Raw genomic sequence first — 19,335 nt, 5'->3', positions numbered from 1 at the left:
CATCGCGAAGCGATGACGGAGGGAGAGTAGCCGCGGCCAAACGGCCGCAAAAACACAGCATTGGCCGCAAGGCCAATCCTGCTGCGCTCCTCGCTACTCCGTGGTCGAATAGGAATACGTCTCGCCGGGTGCGAAGGGCGACTCCTCGTCAGGCTGGACGGGCTCGTCATAGGACGGGCCGCTGTCGTCGCCGTTGGACGGGTCGTTCGCGGTGCCGCCGTTGTTGGTGCCCGGATTGTTCGGGCAGTCAGCGGAATAGCTCGGATTCTTCAGACATTCCTGGGCGAATTCCTGCGTGTTCTGCGAACCGGAACCCGTGCCGGAGCCGGAGGACTGGTCCTTGCCATCGGCGGAGGAACCGTCCTTGGAATCACCGTTGTCGTCGGTCTCGGCCTTCTGCTGGCCGGACGTGGTGCCGGAGCTCTGGCCCTTGCCCAGGCCCCACGTGCCGTCCGTGCCGCCGATCTTACCGGTGTCCTTGGCGGTGGGGAATTCCTCGACCTGAGTGCCCTGCAGGACCTTCGACATGTATTCCTGGAACAGGTGCGCCGGGTAGCCGGTGGAAGAGATGCCGTAGCCGGAGAAGGCGGGCACCACCTGCGGGTTGCCGTCCTTGTCCGGGTTCCAGATGGCCCACACGTTCAGCAGGCTCGGCGTGTAGCCCACGAAGGAGGAGGCCTTCTCGTCGTTGGCGGTGCCGGACTTGCCGGCGACCGGGCGTCCCAGCATGGTGGAGGTGCCCGCCGCGGTGCCGTACGTGGTGGTGCCGAGCATGGCCTTCTGCACCAGCGCGCAATCGTTGGCGTCGAAGACGCGCTCGTTCTCGTTCGGCGCGTTGTACAGGTCCTTGTTATTGGAATCGATGACGCGATCGACCATGTGGATGGTGTTCTTCACGCCGTTGTTCGCGATGGTGGAGTGACCCTGCGCCAGATCCCACACGGTCAGCGCGTTGATGCCGAGCACGTTGTACATCGAGTTCTCGTCGATGTCTCCCACAATGCCGGCCTCATGCGCGATCGCCGCCGTGCGCTGCGGCGTCAGATGCTCATTGACGTTCATGAACACCGTGTTCACCGAGTTGGCGGTGGCCTGGTAGAGGTTGATGTACCCCCAGTTGTTCTCCAGGGCGTTGTTCACCTCGGCGTCCAGGCCGGAGAAGTGTTGGTGCGAGTTGCCGTTGAACAGCGTGTTGAAGTTCACGCCGGACTGCGCCGCGCCCAGCAGCGCGAACGGTTTCATGGTGGAACCGGGCTCGAACAGGGCCTGATCGGCGTTGTTGAGCTGTTTGGTGAGGTAGTCCGAACCGGCGTACACCGACACCACGGCCCCGGTCTTCGGCTCCACGGCGATGCCGCCGATCTGCAGCGTCTCGGGCATGTCCGAAAGGCGCGTGTCTCCGATGGACTGCATGACATCCTGCTTGGCCTTGTCGATGGTGGTGACGATCTTGTAGCCGCCGGTGGCCAGCTCCTCTTTGGTGAAGGCCTTGGACTGCACCAGCTCGCGCTCCACCATATCCAGCAGATAGCCGGTGGAGCCGGCGTATTCGTTCTGCTGGGCCACGGGCGCCGTGTCCGGGAACTTGGCCGCCGCCTTGTCCTTGGCGGTGATGTAGCCGTCCTCCTCCATGATGTTTAGCACGCGCTTGAAGCGTTGCTTGGCCATGGCGGCGTTGTCCGCCGGATCCCATGTGGAGGGGGAGGGGATGATGCCGGCGATCATCGCGGCCTCGGAGAGCGTCAGATCCTTGGCGTCCTTGTTGAAGTAGGCCTTGGCCGCCGCCTGGATGCCGTAGGAGTTGCGGCCCAGGTAGATGGTGTTCATGTAGTTGCACAGCACCTCGTCCTTGGACTCGGTCTGTGCGATCTTGAGCGCCAGTATGGCCTCGCGCGCCTTGCCGGCGTACGTGGTGGTTTCGCCCAGATAGTAGCGTTCGGCGTACTGCTGGGTGATGGTGGAGCCGCCTTGGCGGGTGCCGGTGGTCACGTTGTTCCAGAACGCGCGGGCGATGCCCTTCAGGTCCACGCCGCGATCCGTATAGAAGGTGCGGTTCTCGGAGGCCACGATGGCGTTGCCCAGATAGCTCGGCAGGCCCTCGCAGGAGATGATGTCGCGGTTCTGCTCGGCGTAGGAGCCGATGAGCGTGGTGCCGTCCGCGTAATAGACGCGCGTCTTTTCCGCCAGCGCGAACTTCTCAGGTTGCGGGACCTCGGTGGTGGTGTACAGGTATGCGAAGGCCGCGCAGCCGGTCAGCAGTCCCAGGCCGAACAGGCCGAAGAAGATGCCGAGCACCCATTTCAGCACGCGATGCGGCCGCCTGCCGCCATTCCTTCTCCTGCTGCGCTTGGGTGCCTTATGGCTTGTGGGACGGTGCGTGCCGGAACCTGCGCGCGTTGCGCGGGTGGCGCTAATGCCGTTCTCCGCGGTGCCGTAGGTCTTGCTCTGCGCGGTACGCGGCTGCCTTGCGGCATAGGCCCGACCCTGCGCGTGTGCACGACGTTGATATGAAGACATATAGACCACCGTAACCGCTGGTCTTGAACATTCGTTGGCCGTGAACGCAACCAAGCGGTCTCAAAACCCGGATTTACGCGGAATCCTCACATATGGACACGGCATTGGACACGCCGCTGCAAGTTGTCTGGAAAACGGCTGTATATCGGGCACGTACGGGGTTCCGAGGGTGCCTTTTCAGGGGACGCGGGTCGCTTCCGGGCGCTTACGGACGGCTTCAAGTCAGCTTCCGACCGGCTTTCTGCCGGCTCGCCGTCACCGTTCCCGCCGCCCATGCCCCGCCCGCGCGCATCCTGGTCCACCCGTCTCCGTATATTTACTCGAAGCCTCCACGCGGCGCTATGTCACCCAACTCCCCCAGGGCAGGAATGCAGCAAGGGTAAGTGGCCTCTGACGGGTGCGTGGAGGTTTTTCCATCTTTGCCGGAACGGTAGCGGTGAGGCCTGGTGCGCCTCGCCAGACCGTAGGCTTGGCCGAACGGCCTTGAGTGTGTCGGGCGAGGCGTACCAGGCCCCACCGCGTAACTGTCACATGAGAATGTGCGGATTCGGCTACGGGCTCGCAATGCGGCGGGGTACTGTCCGGGGCGCGGCCGTACAGTCGAACGTATGAATGACGCACAGCATCCCACCATTCGTGACCCGCACGCGCCGGCCAATCTCGTAGGTTCCGCAGGATTCCCCGGATCATCCTCCCGCACGCAGTCGTCAGTCCCGGCCCCCGAACCCGATCCGCTGGCCGCACTCGGCCCGGACCCCCGCACCACCGCCACCGCCGCGACCCTCGGCATGACCCGTGCGACCGGCCGCTCCGGCATGCCCTACAGCGACGAACCGGACGACATCGACCGCGGCCTGGCCCGTCTCGACCCGCTCACCGTGCGTCCGCGCGTGTCCAGCCGCGTGCTCTGCGTCGTGTTCGGACTGCTGCTCATCGCCGTGGGCTTCGGCGTGTGGTGGGGATGCGTGTACACGGAAAACGGCCAGTCGTACGACGAACTCGTCTGGAAGAACCTGGCCGACCATGTGCCCGGCTTCGCCACCGGCATCATGGGTGCCGTGGCCCAGTCGTGGCTGGTGATCGCCGTCAGCTGCGCGATCGCCGCCATCGGCATCGTCACCGCGCTGATCCGACGCCGCTGGTGGTTGGTCGGGCAGGTGGCCGTGTTCGCCGTGATCTGCCTGGCGACCACGCGCATCAAGGACGTGCTGCCGCGACCGTTCATCATCAACACCGAATCGCCCGCCGTCAACTCCGCGCCTTCCGGGCACACGATGCTGGCCGCCGCCTGCGCCGCGATCCTGTTGCTCGCCGTGCCGCGCGCCGCCCGAGCGCTGGCCGGGGTCGTGGGCGTGACCTGGTCGGTGCTCGTCGGCGTTTCCGTGATCTACGGCCAATGGCATCGTCCCTCGGACGTGGCCATGTCCATTCTGCTGGTGGCGGGACTGGCCCTGATCGCCATGGCGTTCACCCGCACGTCCGGTATGGACGCGCCCGGCAGCCGCGTCTCCTCGGTGAGCGTGCAGATCGTGGGCAGCGTGCTCATCACCGCCGGACTGCTGCTCATCGCCTACGCCGCGTACGTGATCTGGCAGGTGGTGCCGGGCCTGCCCGTCAGTGCCAGCTGGGCCGTGCAGGGCTCCATCATCAGCGCCGTGGCGGGCGTCACGGGCGTGGCCTCGCTGGCCTTCGGACTGATGTTGGCCCTGCGCCAGATCACAGCCTCGCCGTTGAGCCGCATCGGTCTGATCGGCGCCCCGCCGGCCCCGCCGAAGCGCTAGGCGGGCGTCTTGCCGCCGTCGCCCGGATGCGGTCGTCCGGGCTGCCGCACGCCCCCGATTTGGCGATTGGCCATCGTTCGTGAGTATTATGACGCCAGAAACGCATGTTTCCGCAGGAGAGATATTAAGGAGTGGGTATGGCTACCAAACTCGTGATTGTGGAGTCTCCGACCAAGGCCCACAAGATCGGTGACTACCTGGGCAAGGGGTACACCGTCATGGCGTCGGTGGGCCATATCCGCGACCTCGCGCAGCCCAGCCAGGTTCCCGCCGCGGACAAGGCCAAGTTCGGCAAGTTCGGCGTGGACGTGAACGACGGCTTCAAGCCCTACTACATCGTGGACGGCGACAAGAAGCGCACGGTGAGCGAACTGAAGTCCGCGCTCAAGGGCGCCGACGAACTCTACCTCGCAACCGATGAGGATCGCGAGGGCGAGGCCATCGCATGGCACCTGGTGCAGACCCTGAAGCCCAAGGTGCCGGTCAAGCGCATGGTGTTCCACGAGATCACCAAGGACGCCATCAACGCCTCCCTGAACAAGACGCGCGACGTGGATGGCAACATGGTCGACGCCCAGGAGACCCGTCGCATCCTCGACCGACTCTACGGCTACGAACTGTCCCCGGTGCTTTGGCGCAAGGTGGGTCCGGGCCTGTCCGCCGGCCGCGTGCAGTCCGTGGCCACGCGCCTCATCGTCGAACGCGAACGTGAGCGCATGGCCTTCAAGCGCGCCCCCTACTGGGACATCGTCGCCACGCTGGCCGCCCCCTCCGCCGACGGGGACCGCACCGAATTCTCCGCGCGCATGGTCTCGCTCGGCGGCAAACGACTCGCCGGCTCCAAGGACTTCGGCCCGGACGGCCAGCTCACACCCGACGGTTTCAAGGACAACGTCCGCCAGCTTGACGAGACCTCCGCCACCGCGCTGGCCGGCGTGCTGCGCGACGCCCCGTTCACGGTGATGAGCATGGAAACCAAGCCGTACCGCCGTCGCCCGCAGCCGCCGTTCACCACCTCCACGCTGCAGCAGACCGCCGGCAACCGCCTCGGCATGGGCGCCCGCGCCGTGATGCGCGCGGCCCAGAGCCTGTACGAGAACGGCTACATCACCTATATGCGAACCGATTCGGTGACGCTGTCGCAGGAGGCCATCGCCGCCGCCCGCAACGCCGTCTCCTATCATTTCGGCGACCGGTTCCTGTCCGCCGAACCCAAGCAGTACGCCACCAAGACGGCCGGCGCGCAGGAGGCCCACGAGTGCATCCGCCCGGCGGGCTCCCGATTCCATGACCCGGACGAGCTGGCCTCCAAGCTGCCGGTGGACCAGCTGCGCCTGTACACGCTGATCTGGCAGCGCACGCTGGCCTGCCAGATGGCGGACGCCACCGGTTCCACCGCCACCGTGCGCCTGTCCGCCCCGGCCGGTCCCGCGGACGGCGAGGCCGTGTTCCAGGCGTCCGGCACGGTGATCGAATTCCCCGGCTTCATGAAGGCCACCGGCGAGGGCCGCAAGCCCGCAGCCAAGCCGGCCGCAGCCGATGCCGCCACGTCTGGCAAGGCCGATGGCAAGGCCGCCGCGGGCAAGTCCGGCGCCGACGCATCGGAAAGCAACGCCTCCCTGCCCCCGATGACGGTGGGCCAGCAGGTCGACGCCACAAGCGTTGAGCCCGACGGCCACGAGACCCAGCCGCCGGCCCGATACACGGAAGCCACGCTGGTCAAAACGCTGGAGGCCAAGGAGATCGGTCGCCCGTCCACGTACGCCAGCATCATCTCCACCATCATGGATCGTGGCTATGTCTACGAGCGCGGTCGCGCGCTGATCCCCAGCTGGCTGGCATTCTCCGTGATCAAGCTGCTGGAGACCAAGTTCCCCAAGCTCGTGGATTACCAGTTCACCGCCGAGATGGAGAACGGCCTGGACCGCATCGCCCACGGCGCGGAATCCGGCCGTGAATGGCTCACCCGCTTCTACTTCGGCTCGGGTGAGGGTGCTGCCCAGAACGCCGACGAGGCGCATGAGGGCCTGCAGCAGCAGGTGGCGCAGCTCGGCGAGATCGACGCGCGCGCCATCAACACCATCGACATCGGCGACGGCCTGCATGTGCGCGTGGGCCGCTACGGCCCGTATCTGGAGGATATGGAGCATCTGGACGCGGAAGGTAACCCCAAGCGAGCCTCCCTGCCGGACACCATCGCCCCGGACGAACTCACCGTGGCCGTGGCCCGCGACCTCATCGACAACCATTCGGGCGGCCCGCGCGAGCTGGGCAAGGACCCGGCCACCGGCGGCACCGTGGAGGTGCGCAACGGTCGCTTCGGCCCGTACGTGGCGCTGACGTTGCCCACGCCGGAAGGTGCCAAGGAGGCGCCGCGTCCGAAGATGGCCTCGCTGTTCAAGACGATGAGCCCCGAATCGCTGTCGCTGGAGGACGCGCTCAAGCTGCTGAGCCTGCCGCGCGAGGTGGGCAAGTATGAGGAGACCAACGCCGAGACCGGCGAGGTATCCGAATGCACGGTGTCCGCCAACAACGGCCGCTACGGCCCGTACCTGTCCAAGACCGGCGCGGACGGCAAGTCCGAGACCCGTTCGCTGGCCTCGGAGGACGAGATCTTCACGGTCGACATCGACAAGGCCAAGGAGCTGTTCTCCCAGCCCAAGTACGGTCGCGGCCGCGGGCGCGGCGCCGCCAAGCCGCCGCTGCGCGAGCTCGGCACCGACCCGAACACCGGCAAGAACGTGACCATCAAGGATGGCCGTTTCGGCGCGTACATCACCGATGGCGAGACCAACCGCACCGTGCCGAGGCAGTACACGCCGGAGACCATCACGCCGGACGACGCCTTCCGCCTGCTGGCCGAGAAGCGCGCGGCCGGGCCTTCGAGCCGCGGTCGTGGCCGCGGCCGTGGCGCTGCGGCTGGCAAGGGCAAGAACGCCAAGGCCGCGCCCAAGGTGAGCGCCGTCGAGGCCAAGCGCGCCGAGCGCCGTGCCGAGGTCAAGAAGCTGGCCGCCAAGGGATGGGCCAACACCCGCATCGCCGAAAAGCTTGGCTCCACCGCCTCCACGGTCAAGGCGGACATCGAATGGCTCACCGCGAACGAGGGCTTCACCCGCCCGCCGGTCGTGGCCGCCAAGCCCAAGAAGAAGTAGGCGGGCCCACTCGCACGATTGCGTTGAATGCCCCATTGACAGGCTGCCGTGGCGGTCGTTGATGGGGCATTCCGATTATCAGGCGTCATTCAGCCCCTCGCAATCGAGATGGCCGACGATTTCAGGCAACTCTCCGCCTCACGGTAAGGTCAGGAGCATGACCGGTCTGTTTATTTCCTTTGAAGGCGTCGACGGCGTGGGCAAGACCACACAGGTCGAACGGTTGCGTGCCTACCTGGAGGCGCAGGGGCGCACGGTCGTGGTCACGCGCGAACCGGGCGGCACCGCACTTGGCCGCGCCATCCGCAAGCTGCTGCTGCAGGGCGTCGGGGAGGGAACCGCCGACATCGCCCCGCGCGCCGAAGCGCTGCTGTTCGCCGCCGACCGCGCGCAGCATGTGGCCGAAACCATCCGTCCGGCGTTGGAACGCGGCGAGGTCGTCATCACGGACCGATACTTGGATTCGTCGCTGGCGTACCAGGCGGGCGGTCGCGAACTGACCTCCAAGGAAATCCGGAACCTGAGCATGTGGGCCACCGGCAATCTGCTGCCGGACCGCACGTACCTGTTGGATATGGATCCGGCCCTCTCGCACAATCGTCTCGAACATGCGGAGGATCGCATGGAATCGGCCGGCAGCGACTTCCAGAACCGCACCCGTCAGGCGTTTCTGGACCTGGCCGCCGCCGAGCCGGACCGGTTCCGCGTGATCGACGCCGGGCAACCCATCGAAGCGGTCTGGGCCGTCATCGAAACAGACATCGCCGCATTGCTGCAGTAATGAGCAAGGTTCTGCTCAGCGGGGCCGACGTAACCTATGTTCCTTGGCTCCCCTTGTCAGGGGAGCTGTCGGCGAAGCCGACTGAAGGGTAGTCGAAAAACAAGATTCACGTCAGTTTTGGTCTAATGGAATCAATAGGTTTTCAGGTTAACTAGCACGGGGAACGGCACCCGCAACGACAAGGGGGAGATGCAATGAGCGTGTGGGATTCGCTGGTGGGCCAGCAGCCGGTGGTGGATATGCTGAGCCGCATCGCGCAGGGCGACCCGAGCCAGATCGCCCAGTCGTGGCTGATCTGCGGGCCTCCCGGATCGGGCAGATCGAACATGGCCCGCGCGTTCGCGGCGGCGCTGGAAAGCCCGGATCGCGGCATGGGCGACGGACCCACGCGCGTGACCCAGCAGGTGCTGGCCGGCACGCACCCGGACGTGACGGTGTTGGCCACCAACAAGGTGACCATCGGCATCGACCAAGTGCGCGACATCATCACCACTTCCGAGCAGATGCCGTCCACCGCGCCGTGGCGCATCATCATCATCGAGGACGTGGACCGCATGCTGGAGCGCACCACCAACGTGCTCCTCAAGGAGATCGAGGAGCCGGCCGAACGTTGTATCTGGCTGCTGTGCGCCCCCAGCGCGCAGGACGTGCTGCCGACCATCCGATCGCGCTGCCGCGTGGTGAACCTCGCCGTGCCGTCCCCGGCGGCCGTGGCCGAGTTCCTCACGGCAAACACCGGTGCCGAGCCCAAGGTCGCCCAGCGTGCGGCCCGCCTGTCCGAAGGGCATATCGGCATCGCGCGCCTGTATGCCACGAACGAGCGCGTGATGTCGGACCGCGACGAGCTGGTCGTCGGCGTGCTGAACCTCGCCCGCGCCTCGGACGCGGTGCTGCTGGCCGGCAATCTCATCGACAACGCCAAGGGACAGGCCGAGGCGGACGCCAACGAATGGTTCGGCAAGCAGGAGGCGGAATTCCGCCGCATCAACGGTCTCGCCGAGGGGGAGCGCATTCCCCCGAAGCTGCGCGGCGCATTCAATCAGGTGGCCAAGAAGGACGATATCAAGCGATACGCCACCCGCCGCACGCGCGACGTGCTCGACCGTGCGCTCAACTCCGTCGCCTCCATCTACCGGGACGTGGCGGTGCTGCAGAACAACGCGGAGGACGCTGTCGGGCTCATCAACCTGGAGAACCGGTCGGCCATCACCGAACTGTCTGTGCGGCTGGATCGCGCCGGTGCGGTGGCCCGTCTGGACGAGGTGGCCCGAGCGCGCAAGCGTCTGGCAGGCAACGGCAACCCGCTGCTCACGTTCGAGGCGCTGTTCTGCGCGTTGATTCCGTGAAGTAGTGCCTGCTTCGCCGCGTTGCCACCATGCCATGCGATTGCTGGCGGGGCGGGAAAGGTAGTACGTTGCCGGCTTGCTGCGCATAGTGGGTGCTGAGCGGGGCATGACGGGTAGTGAACAACCGGTTTGCCCCGATGCGGGCGCACAAGCGGGGCATGGCAGGTAGCAGGTCGCTGGCCTGGCTCGATGAGGCCGCGTGATTGGGGCAAAATGGGTGGCAGGTCGCTGATTCGCCTCGGCCAGGCGGTCGCCGGCGTGGCAGATCGGGCATGAGCCGCCCGTGCCGCCCCGCCGGCCGGTAACATGGGGCGCGATACACTGGAGCGTATGAAGATTTCCGCTGATTTCACCGTCGTTCCCGACGACTTCGCCAAAGCGGCCGCGCCTGAATACCGCGCGGGTGGCGTGCCCATCATCTCCTTCCCGTTCTATATCGACGAGGTGAACCCGGAGGCCCATTACCTGCACTGGACGTTCACCGATCCCGATTCCATCCCGGTGTGCGGATTCGAGTGGATCCATTGGACGGTGGCGAACCTGCCGATCGACGCGCTGATGTTCGACTTCAACGACTCCCACGCGCTCTCGATCCCGCCGGACTTCTCCCGTCAGATGACCGCGATGATTCCCGAGGCGGTGCAGGGCCGCAACTCCTCGGCCTCGAAATTCGTGGGCCGTGAGAACGACCCGGCGATCATCATGCGGTACAACGGTCCGCAGCCGCCGGACAAGGATCATGACTACTACCTGCACGTATGGGCTACGAAGGAGCCGCTGCCCGGCCTCAACCAGGGCTTCTGGATGAACGAGCTGCTGCACAAGCTGCGCGAATGCGGCGAGGCTCCCGACCAGGGTGGCATGTTCGTCACCGGCAAGGCGTGAGCTGCGTAACTTCGTAACATATAGGCAGCGATAGCGCGGTCATGGCTCCCCTCCCTGAGGGGAGCTGGCCGACGCAGTCGGACTGAGGGGAGTGCGCCACGGCCCGATTATGCGAATTTTTGACTACCCCTCAGTCACGCAAAGCGTGACAGCTCCCCTGACAAGGGGAGCCAAATGGAAGAGAAAGGACATCATCCAATATGGCCTGCACCACGATTCTGGTAGGCAAGGACGCGAGCTATGACGGTTCCACCATCATTGCCCGCAACGAGGATTCCGCCAACGGCGAGTTCAACCCCAAGCGCTTCATCGTCGTCAAGCCGGAGGAGCAGCCGCGCGAATACAAGTCGGTGATCTCCCACCTGACCATCACCCTGCCGGACAATCCGCTGCAGTACACGGCCGTACCGAACGCCGACCTCAAGGAAGGCATCTGGGGCGAGGCCGGCGTGAACGAGGCGAACGTGGCCATGAGCGCCACCGAGACCCTCACCACCAACGAGCGCGTGCTCGGCGCCGACCCGTTCGTGGAGTACGCCCCGGCCAAGGGCGACGAGCCGGAAGTGCCCGGCGGCATCGGCGAGGAGGACTTCCTGACCATCGTGCTGCCGTACATCAAGACCGCACGCGAGGGCGTCGAGCGTCTGGGCGCGCTGCTCGAGGAGTTCGGCACCTACGAGATGAACGGCGTGGCCTTCTCCGATGTCAACGAGATCTGGTGGCTGGAGACCGTGGGCGGCCATCACTGGATCGCCAAGCGCGTGCCGGACGAGGCGTACGTGACCATGCCGAACCAGCTGGGCATCGACGAATTCGATCTCGAGGACGCCTTGGGTGATCAGGAGGAGCACATGTGCTCCGCCGACCTGGCCGAGTTCATCGAGACCAACCACCTCGACCTGTCCGTGGAGAACACCACCCCGTTCAACCCGCGCGACGCCTTCGGCTCCCACTCCGACTCCGACCACGTGTACAACACTCCGCGCGCCTGGTACATGCAGCGCTTCCTCAACCCGTACGACGAGGTGTGGGACGGTCCGGACGCCGACCACAAGCCGGAGTCCAACGACATCCCGTGGGCCCGTCAGCCCGAGCGCAAGGTGACCATCGAGGACATCAAGTACGTGCTGTCCTCCCACTACCAGGGCACCCCGTTCGACCCGTACGGCCAGCTCGGCGACGAGCGCACCCGTCACATGTACCGCACGATCGGCATCAACCGCCAGAGCCAGCTCGCCGTGATGCAGATTCGTCCGTACCGCCCGCAGGCGAACCGCGCGATCCAGTGGATGGCGTACGGCTCCAACCCGTTCAACACGCTGGTGCCGTTCTTCCCGAACGTGGACACCACGCCCGCCTACCTTGAGGACACCACCACCCGCGTGACCTCCGAGAACTTCTACTGGGCCAACCGCATCATCGCCGCCCTGTGCGATGGTGCCTTCCGCTCCACCTCCAACGCCGTGGAACGCTACCAGGAGAAGACCGGCGGCATGGGTCACCGTCTGGTGGCCGCCACGGACGAGCAGGTGGCCCGTCTGGGGCTGACCGCAGCCGAGGAAGCCGCGCAGTCGGCCGCCGAGGAGGAGTTCGAGGCGGACAACGTGGACGGCGACGTGCAGCCGATGGATCCGGATGAGATCATCGCCGCCGTGCGCAACCCGGAGGTGCGCGGCATCCTCGCCGCCGCCAACCAGACCATGGCCGACCAGCTCAAGGTGGAGACCGACAAGCTCCTCGACTCCGTGCTGTACACCCGCAGCATGGAGATGAAGAACGGCTTCCACATGTCCGATTTCTAATCCGCATATCTGGGCTCCCTTCTCTGAGGGGAGCTGGCCGCGGAGCGGACTGAGGGGAGTTTCGGAGTGAACGGTTCCCCTTCAGTCTCACTCTGTTCGACAGCTCCCCTCAGAGAGGGGGAGCCAAGATGCGGGCCATCCCCACCACACAGAAAGGCTTGAAAATGACCACCATCGAAGACTTCACCAGCCAGTACGGTCTGGTCCAGAAGATCGACGCCTTCGGCTACATGAAGTATCTCGCCGAGAACCCGGACGCCCCGCGCAAGCACGGCAAGGTCATCCTCGTGACCGCCGATACGCCGCTCAAGGCCTCCCGCGGCGAAGGCAAGACCACCACCACCATCGCCCTCATCGACGCGCTCAACAAGCGCGGCATCGACGCCACCGCCGTGCTGCGCCAGCCGAGCATGGGCATCACCGCCGCCGGTTCCAAGGGCGGTGCCTCCGGTGGCGGCAAGGCCTCCCTGACCCACCCCGAGCTCATCGACTGGGGCCTGTGTGGTGAGATGGGCGCCATCGCCGCCGCGCAGAACCTGCTCGTCTCCTTCGCCGAGAAGGCCATCGACGACGGCAAGCTCGACACCATCCTGGTGCCGCGCGTCTCCGAAGTGCCGTCCCGCTCCCTGCGCTCCATCGCCGTGGATTACGGCAAGGGCAACGTGGCGGAGAAGGTGGTGCTCACCCCGACCTCCGAGCTCATGCAGATCGTAGTGCTCTCCCGCTCCATGGACGAGATCGCCGACCGCGTCTCCAAGATGATCGCCGGCACGAAGGACGGCAAGGCCGTGACCTTCGGCGAGTTCATCGACCTGTGGCGCATCACCGGCATCCTGGCCGACGCCGTCAAGCCCGCCAAGACCGAGACCGTGAACGGCTCCCCGGTGTACGTGCACGGTGGCCCGTTCGCCAACGTGTCCATCGGCATCCCGACGCTCGTGTCCGTGGAGATGGCCTGCGCCCTGCATGACGTGGTCATCGTCGAGGCCGGCTACGGTACCGACGCCGGCGCGCAGAAGTGGCTGGACATCGCCTGCCGTGAGTTCGGCGCGCAGTGGCCGTCCGCCGCGGTCGTGGTGACCCGCGCCTCCACTTGGCGCGACGATCCGGATCTGGCCTGGCGCTACCCGTTCCACGTGCAGCGCCTGGAGGGCCTTGACATCCCGACCTTCCCGCTCATCAACCTGTGGGACGGCGAGGACGATCAGATTCCGGCGCTCAAGGAGACCGCCGAGGAGCTGGGCTTCCGTGCGCCGATCATCGGCAACCTGTTCCGCGACGGCGGCGAGGCCCTGGCTCCGCAGCTCGACGGCTTCGTGGATGTGATCGAGAGCGGTTCCATGCCGGCCGAACCGCACTCCCACAAGGGCATGGCCCTGACCGAGAATGTCAAGTGGGTGGCCGAGCACGCCTACGGTGTGCCCGCCGACCGCGTGATCTACAAGCCCGGCTTCACCGAGTCCGTGTCCGCCGCGATGGAACTGTGCCAGTCCGCCGGCATCTCGCTCGATGACCTGGCGCTTGTGGCCGTCAAGTCACCCGCGACCATGACCGACAACGACCGCGCCCCGGAGGAGGAGCGCACGGTGACGCTGAAGAAGGTCGAGGTGCACGCCGGCGCCGGTCTGGTGCACGTGAACCTGACCTCGTCGCTCACCACGCCGATGCCGAAGATCGTCTGATGCTCGTTTGACTCGTTTGACGCACGATTGAAAAAGCCCGCCAGCTCTACGCTGACGGGCTTTTCCATTGATCTTTGGCTCCCCTCGCTGAGGGGAGCTGTCAGCGAAGCTGACTGGGGGGAGCCCTACGCAGGTCACCCCGCGACTCCCCTCAGTCTCACTTCGTTCGACAGCTCCCCTCAAAGAGGGGAGCCGGAAAAGGAAGGAACTCAGAAGTTCCCGCCATTCCAGCCCCAGTCGGTGGTGGCGGTGTAGCGGATGTACGTGCGGTCCTCGGGGATACCGAGCGTGGAGTTCAGCGCGGCCATGATGGATTCGGTCAGCTTCTCCCAAGCGGAGCCTGGCACGGAGCGGCCGAACACGTTGACTTCCACGTAGGCGGCCGGCTTGGAGTCGTCGCCGCCGAAGTAGATGGGCATGTTGTCCTCGAACGGGCACATCAGCCAGCCTTCGGATTTGCCGGGCACCGCGGTGATGGCCTTGCCGTACGCGGCCTTCAGGGCCTCGCGCTGCTCGGGCGTGGTGGAGACGGAGACATGGGTGTGAATGACGGGCATGATTCCTCCTTGACGAAAGCCCTCGCTGACAAGGGCATCGATGAGAACGTTCGCCTTCAGTCTATCGCCGTCCGACGGCTTTCACCGAGGGTCGTACCGGGTCGGCCGGGCGGTCCGGGCTGAATCGCCGCAGACGAACCGAATTGCAGAGATTGCGGGACAATACAGCCAACGGACAGCCGGCAGTCAGACGGGTAGTGTTGAATACCCACTGTGAGAAAACTGATCGCGCAGCTTATGAAGTTCGGCATCGTGGGCGTCATCGCCTTCATCATCGACTGGGGCATCCTGAACCTCCTGGTCGGTGTGTTCCACATGCACAATGTGATTGCCGCCACCATCTCCTTCATCATCTCGCTCATCTTCAACTACCTGGCGAGCATGAAGTTCGTGTTCAAGCACCGTTCCGACATGGCCCGCTGGATGGAGATCCTGATCTTCGTAGTGGGAGCCGTAATCGGTCTGTTCATGAACGACGCCATCATCTGGATCTCGACGTACGGCATGAACCGCGACGCCTTCGTCTCGCAGCACGCGGAGTACCTGCTGCGTACGAACATCGGCAAGCTGATCGCCACCGCCGTGGTGATGGTCTGGAACTTCCTCATCCGCAAATGGCTGCTGGACGATACGCACACCAACGCCATGAACCGTCTGCGTTCCGCGGAGAACAAGCTCACGGCCGAAGAGCTTGAAGCCAAGTGGGAGAACAGCTTCTCCCACAAGCTCGGCGTCTGGTCCCTGGAGCACACGCCCAAGGGCTGGCCGAAGTAGTAGCCTTCGCTGCTCGCGCCTGCCGCCCAATACATACGTAAAAGCCCGGTCCTCAACGGCCGGGCTTTTGTCGTAATACGAGAGTCTTGGCTCCCCTTGTCAGGACATTGCCGTGAAGCAAACGGCAGAGCCGTTTGTAGGCAATGTGCGAGGCGACAGCCGAGCCAGTAGGATGCGAACGGAGTTCGTCATTAATTGCAGGACGAGCTGTCGAACGAAGTGAGACTGAGGGGAGTGCCGTGACGATAGCCCTTGCGGAGACTCCCCTCAGTCAGCTTCGCTGACAGCTCCCCGCAGAGAGGGGAGCCTTCGCCGCTACGCGGCTCACTTCGCCTATGGGAAGTCCACTGGACTCCCCATTTAACGGCTCGGCCCTCAGAGAGGGGAGCCAGACTATCTCACACCGTGACTTCGGTGAGTGTTGGCTGCTCGGTGGAGCCCTTGATCTGCTTGAAGCCCACCAACGCGATCACCAGCGAGGCGATGGCCAGCGTGGTGACCACCATGAAGCCGCCGTGCGAACCCATGCGGTCGATGAACTGGCCTGCGATCGCGGAACCCGCGGATGAGCCGATGGAGTTCATCGCGCCCATCCACGCCATGCCCTCGGTCAGGCGGGACGGCGGCACCAGATGCAGCATGAGCTGGTTGCCGTTGATCCACGTCGGTGCCTGGCACACGCCGATCACCAGATAGATGATCATGATGACCCACAGGTGCTTGGCGAACATGAACGTGCCAATGCCGATGTTCACCACCGCCAGGCAGAAGTAGAAGCGCTTCCACAGCGGGATGGCCCAGTTCTTGGCACCGTACACCAGCGCGCCCATGAGCGAGCTGATGGAGAAGCAGGCGAACACGAAGCCCGTGTACTGCTTCATGTTCGACTCCGTGGCGAACGCGATGATCGAGATGCCGGCGGCCGACTGGAACGCGCCCAGGCCGAACCAGGTGACGCACACCGCGATCAGGCCCGGTCCCCAGATGGACGCCTTCTTGCCGCTACGCGCCTCGGCCACGGCGGCCTGGATGGCGGCCTGGATCTTCGTCTCGTCCGTGACGCCCTTGCGCTCCATGCGGTGACGGGCCTCCTCGGCCGCGGTCTCCGCCTTCAGCGCCTCCGCCTTGGCGGCCTCGCGCTCGCGGTACTCCTTGCGCGTGATGCCCTCGGCGCGTGCCAGCGCGGTCTGCGATGGCGGCTCGGTGGTCAGCTCCGTGAGGAACATGAGCGCGCCGATCACCACGCACACGCCGGTGAACGAGAACGCCAGCAGGCCGGAGATCACGGCCAGCGTGGAGGCCAGCGGGTTGCCGATCACCCACATGCACTCGTCGAGCACGCCGCACAGCGAGAGCGCGCGGTTGGTTTTCTCGCGGTCGCCCTTCAGGATCTTGGTCCAGCGGGCGCGGCTCATGGCGCCCCACGGCGGAATCGCGGCCAGGAACGGGGTCAGACAGTACAGCACCCACTCCGGCGCACGGTTGGTGATGGACGTGACCAGCGCGATCGCGGCCACGATCCATACGAGAATCGTCGGAATCGAAACCTGACGCTGGCCGAACTTGTCCGTGAGCTTGCCCAGCAGCGGCGTGGCCACGGCCAGCGCGATCGCCTGGATGGCCGTCAGCATGCCGGCCAGAGAATAGTTGCCGTAGTAATGCTGTACGGAGATGGTGATGGTCATGCCCACCATCGGGAACGGCATGCACGCGATTACCGAACCGATGGAGTAGCGTGCGGTGTGCGGGATACGCAGCAGCTCGGCGTACCCGCCAAAAACCTTATGTCCGACTTCCTTGATGGCGGCCGTGACGGTGTTCATGTTGGACATAACAGCACTACGCTCCTTTCCGCTCCCGATTGGATGTCCCTCGCGATCCGTGGCGTTGGATGGCGAAGCCCTCATCGAATGATGTGTCTGTCCATGGTCGCGCAAAGTTTGCGTGGCGTTCGGGAATCCGGCGAGACCGCCGCCCCCGACTTCGCATATTTGCGTCACGGCTACTCTATGCGGTGGGCTCGATTGACACGCGGTAGTTAAGGGGATTCGGGCCGTTGTTTTCCGTCCACCGCTCCCTGGCCCGGCTGGTCGCGTATAGTGGCCGTAGCCGTTCCGTTCGCAAGCAACTCGCAAGCAAGGAGAGCCAACGATGACCGCCACCACCATCCACTTCGTCCGTCACGGCAAGGTCTACAACCCCGACCATCTGCTCTACGAGCGCCTGCCCGACTTCCACCTGTCCGACCTGGGCCGCCGCATGGCGCAGGCCACGGCCGCCTACCTGGCCAGCAATCCGCAGACCAACACCATCGCCGCCGTGTACTCCTCGCCGCTCGACCGCACGCGCGAGACCGCCGGAGCGATCCTCGACGCGCTGAACGGGGTACGTGAGACCCGCGGCGAGGCTCCGCTTACGCTCACCACCGACGAGCGCGTCATCGAGGCCGGCAACGAGTTCCGCGGCAAGCGCATCGGCCATGGCGAGGGTGCACTGTGGAAGAACGGCAACTGGAAGCTCGTGACCAACCTATACAAGCCGAGCTGGGGCGAATCGTACCAGCACATCGCCCAGCGCATGGACGCCTTCGCGCGCGAGAAGGTGGCCCAGCACCCCGGCCAGCAGATCGTGGTGGTCAGCCACGAGTCGCCCATCTTCAGCTACCGTCACTATCTGGAGACCGGCCATCCGGAGCATTGGATGTTCCTACGTCACACCGCGCTCGCCTCCGTCACGTCCGTGACGTACGACAACGAGACCGGCCGTGTGATGTCCATCACGTATGTGGACCCCGCAGCGGATGTGAAGTAACCGGAATCGTTGCAATTCCGCCATTTTCATTGGCTCCCCTCTTTGGGGGGAGCTGTCGTCGCAGACGACTGAGGGGAGTCCGTGCGGGTTGGGCCGGGGCGTGCCGCACTACAATCGACTGATGAATATGACCGGCCCGCTGAGGGGCGAGGGGCCTGACGCAAAGGAGCATGCAATGACCGTTGAACTGAATCGTGAGGCAATCGCGCGTGTGGCCGCGCTGCCCGCCGTGCGCGAGGCCGCCGAGTCCGGCGCGCGTCTGGTCGCGCTGTGGCCGCTTACCAAGGCCATGCGGATGGACAACGACGCGAAGTACGCGGAGAACCTGCAGGTGCGCGTCACCCGTGCGTTCGCGCGCATCATCACCGGCGAGGACGTCACGGTCCCCGACGCCGAGTTCGTCTACGAGGGTGCCGACTCGATTCCCGGCCGTCCGCAGTCGATCGTCGACGTGCTGCTCGCCGCCAACGACGCCTACGACACGATGGCCGGGTTCTCCGAGTCCGGCGACGCCTCGCTCGTGGACGAGGCGGCCGAATCGTTGGGCGTTGCCTGGCCCGATGACGTGTCCGTCGCCGTGCATGAGGCGCTGGAGTCCGTCGAGGCCGCCATCGACGCCGGCATGTTCGACACGGGCGTATACACGGTTCCGGGCGCCGCGGACGGTGACGGCGATGCGGCCGGTTCGGCCGACGCCGGTGATGCCGATACGGCCGGTGAAGCCATGGACCCGTCCGATGACGAGTTCGTCCCCTCCCCGGCGCTGACGGACGCGATGGCCCACCGTTTCGCCGCGGCGCTCGCCGTCTGCGACGTGCTGGTCGGAGCGACGGCGGATAGTGCCGTTTCGACCGGCGGCGCCCCGGCTTCCGATGCCGCGGCGCGCGCGGTGCTGCCGGTCCTGCTGGCGGTCAACGAGCTGCGCGAGCAGATCGCCGTGCCGCGCATCTGCCTGACCGACGACCAGATTCGCGGATTGCTCGACGTGCGAGCGAAGGCCGCCGATCCGTCCGGCGCATCCGAAGGCGTGACTCTCGATGCCGTCGCCGACTATATCGCCCCGCTCGCGGCGGCCGAATGGGCCAAGCACCGCGAGGATGTGCTCTGGGATCCCGCCGAGGCCAAGAAGAAGGCCAAGGAAGAGGACGAGAAGCGCAACAAGGAGGCCCTCGCCGCCAAGTTCGCCCACGTCAAGAACGACAACAAGGAAACCGTCGAACTGTAGCTGAACGGCGGCGGTAAGCGAT

Annotated in this window: 13 protein-coding genes and 1 other RNA gene; 11 read left to right on the top strand and 3 right to left on the bottom strand. The window is 65.4% G+C overall.

Translation table 11 applies throughout. The annotated features are described in order from the left end of the window. Positions 1-93 precede the first annotated feature (93 nt). A complete protein-coding gene (locus JS536_RS00540; protein ID WP_217625078.1) occupies positions 94-2,517 on the bottom strand; it encodes a transglycosylase domain-containing protein in 2,424 nt (807 codons plus the stop codon). A gap of 320 nt (positions 2,518-2,837) precedes the next feature. Between JS536_RS00540 and ffs the strand changes: the two genes are divergently transcribed. The 8 genes from ffs (at position 2,838) to JS536_RS00500 (ending at position 13,946) form a co-directional block, all read left to right on the top strand. Continuing rightward, an RNA gene (gene ffs, locus JS536_RS00535) (signal recognition particle sRNA small type) lies at positions 2,838-2,934 on the top strand. A 191-nt stretch (positions 2,935-3,125) separates the two neighbouring features. Further along, positions 3,126-4,298 (top strand): phosphatase PAP2 family protein, encoded by a 1,173-nt coding sequence (locus JS536_RS00530; RefSeq protein ID WP_109056925.1) that lies wholly within the window; start codon positions 3,126-3,128, stop codon positions 4,296-4,298. A 137-nt stretch (positions 4,299-4,435) separates the two neighbouring features. After that, the gene (topA, locus tag JS536_RS00525; RefSeq protein WP_214355383.1) at positions 4,436-7,450 is read left to right on the top strand and encodes a type I DNA topoisomerase; all 3,015 of its coding nucleotides are present in this window, start codon (positions 4,436-4,438) and stop codon (positions 7,448-7,450) included. 157 nt (positions 7,451-7,607) lie between these two features. Continuing rightward, positions 7,608-8,231 (top strand): dTMP kinase, encoded by a 624-nt coding sequence (tmk, locus tag JS536_RS00520; protein WP_214355382.1) that lies wholly within the window; start codon positions 7,608-7,610, stop codon positions 8,229-8,231. Positions 8,232-8,425: 194 nt separating this feature from the next. Next, the gene (locus tag JS536_RS00515) at positions 8,426-9,577 is read left to right on the top strand and encodes a DNA polymerase III subunit delta' (protein ID WP_214355381.1); all 1,152 of its coding nucleotides are present in this window, start codon (positions 8,426-8,428) and stop codon (positions 9,575-9,577) included. A 330-nt stretch (positions 9,578-9,907) separates the two neighbouring features. Then, complete coding sequence (locus JS536_RS00510) at positions 9,908-10,462, top strand: YbhB/YbcL family Raf kinase inhibitor-like protein (protein ID WP_214355380.1); 555 nt, start codon at positions 9,908-9,910, stop codon at positions 10,460-10,462. A gap of 200 nt (positions 10,463-10,662) precedes the next feature. Continuing rightward, the gene (locus JS536_RS00505; protein WP_214355379.1) at positions 10,663-12,264 is read left to right on the top strand and encodes a C69 family dipeptidase; all 1,602 of its coding nucleotides are present in this window, start codon (positions 10,663-10,665) and stop codon (positions 12,262-12,264) included. A 164-nt stretch (positions 12,265-12,428) separates the two neighbouring features. After that, positions 12,429-13,946 (top strand): formate--tetrahydrofolate ligase, encoded by a 1,518-nt coding sequence (locus tag JS536_RS00500; RefSeq protein WP_214355378.1) that lies wholly within the window; start codon positions 12,429-12,431, stop codon positions 13,944-13,946. Between the two features lie 209 nt (positions 13,947-14,155). Here the strand turns inward: JS536_RS00500 and JS536_RS00495 are convergent, their stop codons facing one another. Next, positions 14,156-14,503, bottom strand: coding sequence for a hypothetical protein (locus tag JS536_RS00495; protein ID WP_109056918.1), 348 nt, complete (start codon positions 14,501-14,503; stop codon positions 14,156-14,158). Positions 14,504-14,740: 237 nt separating this feature from the next. On the opposite strand from JS536_RS00495, the gene JS536_RS00490 reads away from it, so the two are divergent. After that, complete coding sequence (locus JS536_RS00490; protein WP_109056917.1) at positions 14,741-15,277, top strand: GtrA family protein; 537 nt, start codon at positions 14,741-14,743, stop codon at positions 15,275-15,277. A gap of 398 nt (positions 15,278-15,675) precedes the next feature. Here JS536_RS00490 and JS536_RS00485 read toward each other — a convergent pair whose 3' ends face one another. Beyond that, positions 15,676-17,109, bottom strand: coding sequence for an MFS transporter (locus JS536_RS00485; RefSeq protein ID WP_214355377.1), 1,434 nt, complete (start codon positions 17,107-17,109; stop codon positions 15,676-15,678). A 319-nt stretch (positions 17,110-17,428) separates the two neighbouring features. Here JS536_RS00485 and JS536_RS00480 point away from each other — a divergent pair, with 319 nt between their 5' ends. Then, a complete protein-coding gene (locus JS536_RS00480; RefSeq protein WP_109056915.1) occupies positions 17,429-18,088 on the top strand; it encodes a histidine phosphatase family protein in 660 nt (219 codons plus the stop codon). A gap of 175 nt (positions 18,089-18,263) precedes the next feature. Further along, on the top strand, positions 18,264-19,313 hold the full coding sequence (locus tag JS536_RS00475; protein ID WP_214355376.1) for a hypothetical protein: 1,050 nt from the start codon (positions 18,264-18,266) through the stop codon (positions 19,311-19,313). Positions 19,314-19,335: the final 22 nt, after the last annotated feature.

The organism is Bifidobacterium sp. SO4 (assembly GCF_018555355.1).
Lineage (GTDB): Bacteria > Actinomycetota > Actinomycetes > Actinomycetales > Bifidobacteriaceae > Bifidobacterium > Bifidobacterium miconisargentati.
Note: the sequence above shows the minus strand (reverse complement) of the source record. Positions and strands in the feature narration are given on the sequence as shown.

Bases quoted from the DNA above. Each gene is read 5' to 3' on its own strand.
- JS536_RS00540 (WP_217625078.1), bottom strand. From the start codon at position 2,517: ATGTCTTCATATCAACGTCGTGCACACGCGCAGGGTCGGGCCTATGCC.
- JS536_RS00530 (WP_109056925.1), top strand. From the start codon at position 3,126: ATGAATGACGCACAGCATCCCACCATTCGTGACCCGCACGCGCCGGCC.
- topA (WP_214355383.1), top strand. From the start codon at position 4,436: ATGGCTACCAAACTCGTGATTGTGGAGTCTCCGACCAAGGCCCACAAG.
- tmk (WP_214355382.1), top strand. From the start codon at position 7,608: ATGACCGGTCTGTTTATTTCCTTTGAAGGCGTCGACGGCGTGGGCAAG.
- JS536_RS00515 (WP_214355381.1), top strand. From the start codon at position 8,426: ATGAGCGTGTGGGATTCGCTGGTGGGCCAGCAGCCGGTGGTGGATATG.
- JS536_RS00510 (WP_214355380.1), top strand. From the start codon at position 9,908: ATGAAGATTTCCGCTGATTTCACCGTCGTTCCCGACGACTTCGCCAAA.
- JS536_RS00505 (WP_214355379.1), top strand. From the start codon at position 10,663: ATGGCCTGCACCACGATTCTGGTAGGCAAGGACGCGAGCTATGACGGT.
- JS536_RS00500 (WP_214355378.1), top strand. From the start codon at position 12,429: ATGACCACCATCGAAGACTTCACCAGCCAGTACGGTCTGGTCCAGAAG.
- JS536_RS00495 (WP_109056918.1), bottom strand. From the start codon at position 14,503: ATGCCCGTCATTCACACCCATGTCTCCGTCTCCACCACGCCCGAGCAG.
- JS536_RS00490 (WP_109056917.1), top strand. From the start codon at position 14,741: ATGAAGTTCGGCATCGTGGGCGTCATCGCCTTCATCATCGACTGGGGC.
- JS536_RS00485 (WP_214355377.1), bottom strand. From the start codon at position 17,109: ATGTCCAACATGAACACCGTCACGGCCGCCATCAAGGAAGTCGGACAT.
- JS536_RS00480 (WP_109056915.1), top strand. From the start codon at position 17,429: ATGACCGCCACCACCATCCACTTCGTCCGTCACGGCAAGGTCTACAAC.
- JS536_RS00475 (WP_214355376.1), top strand. From the start codon at position 18,264: ATGACCGTTGAACTGAATCGTGAGGCAATCGCGCGTGTGGCCGCGCTG.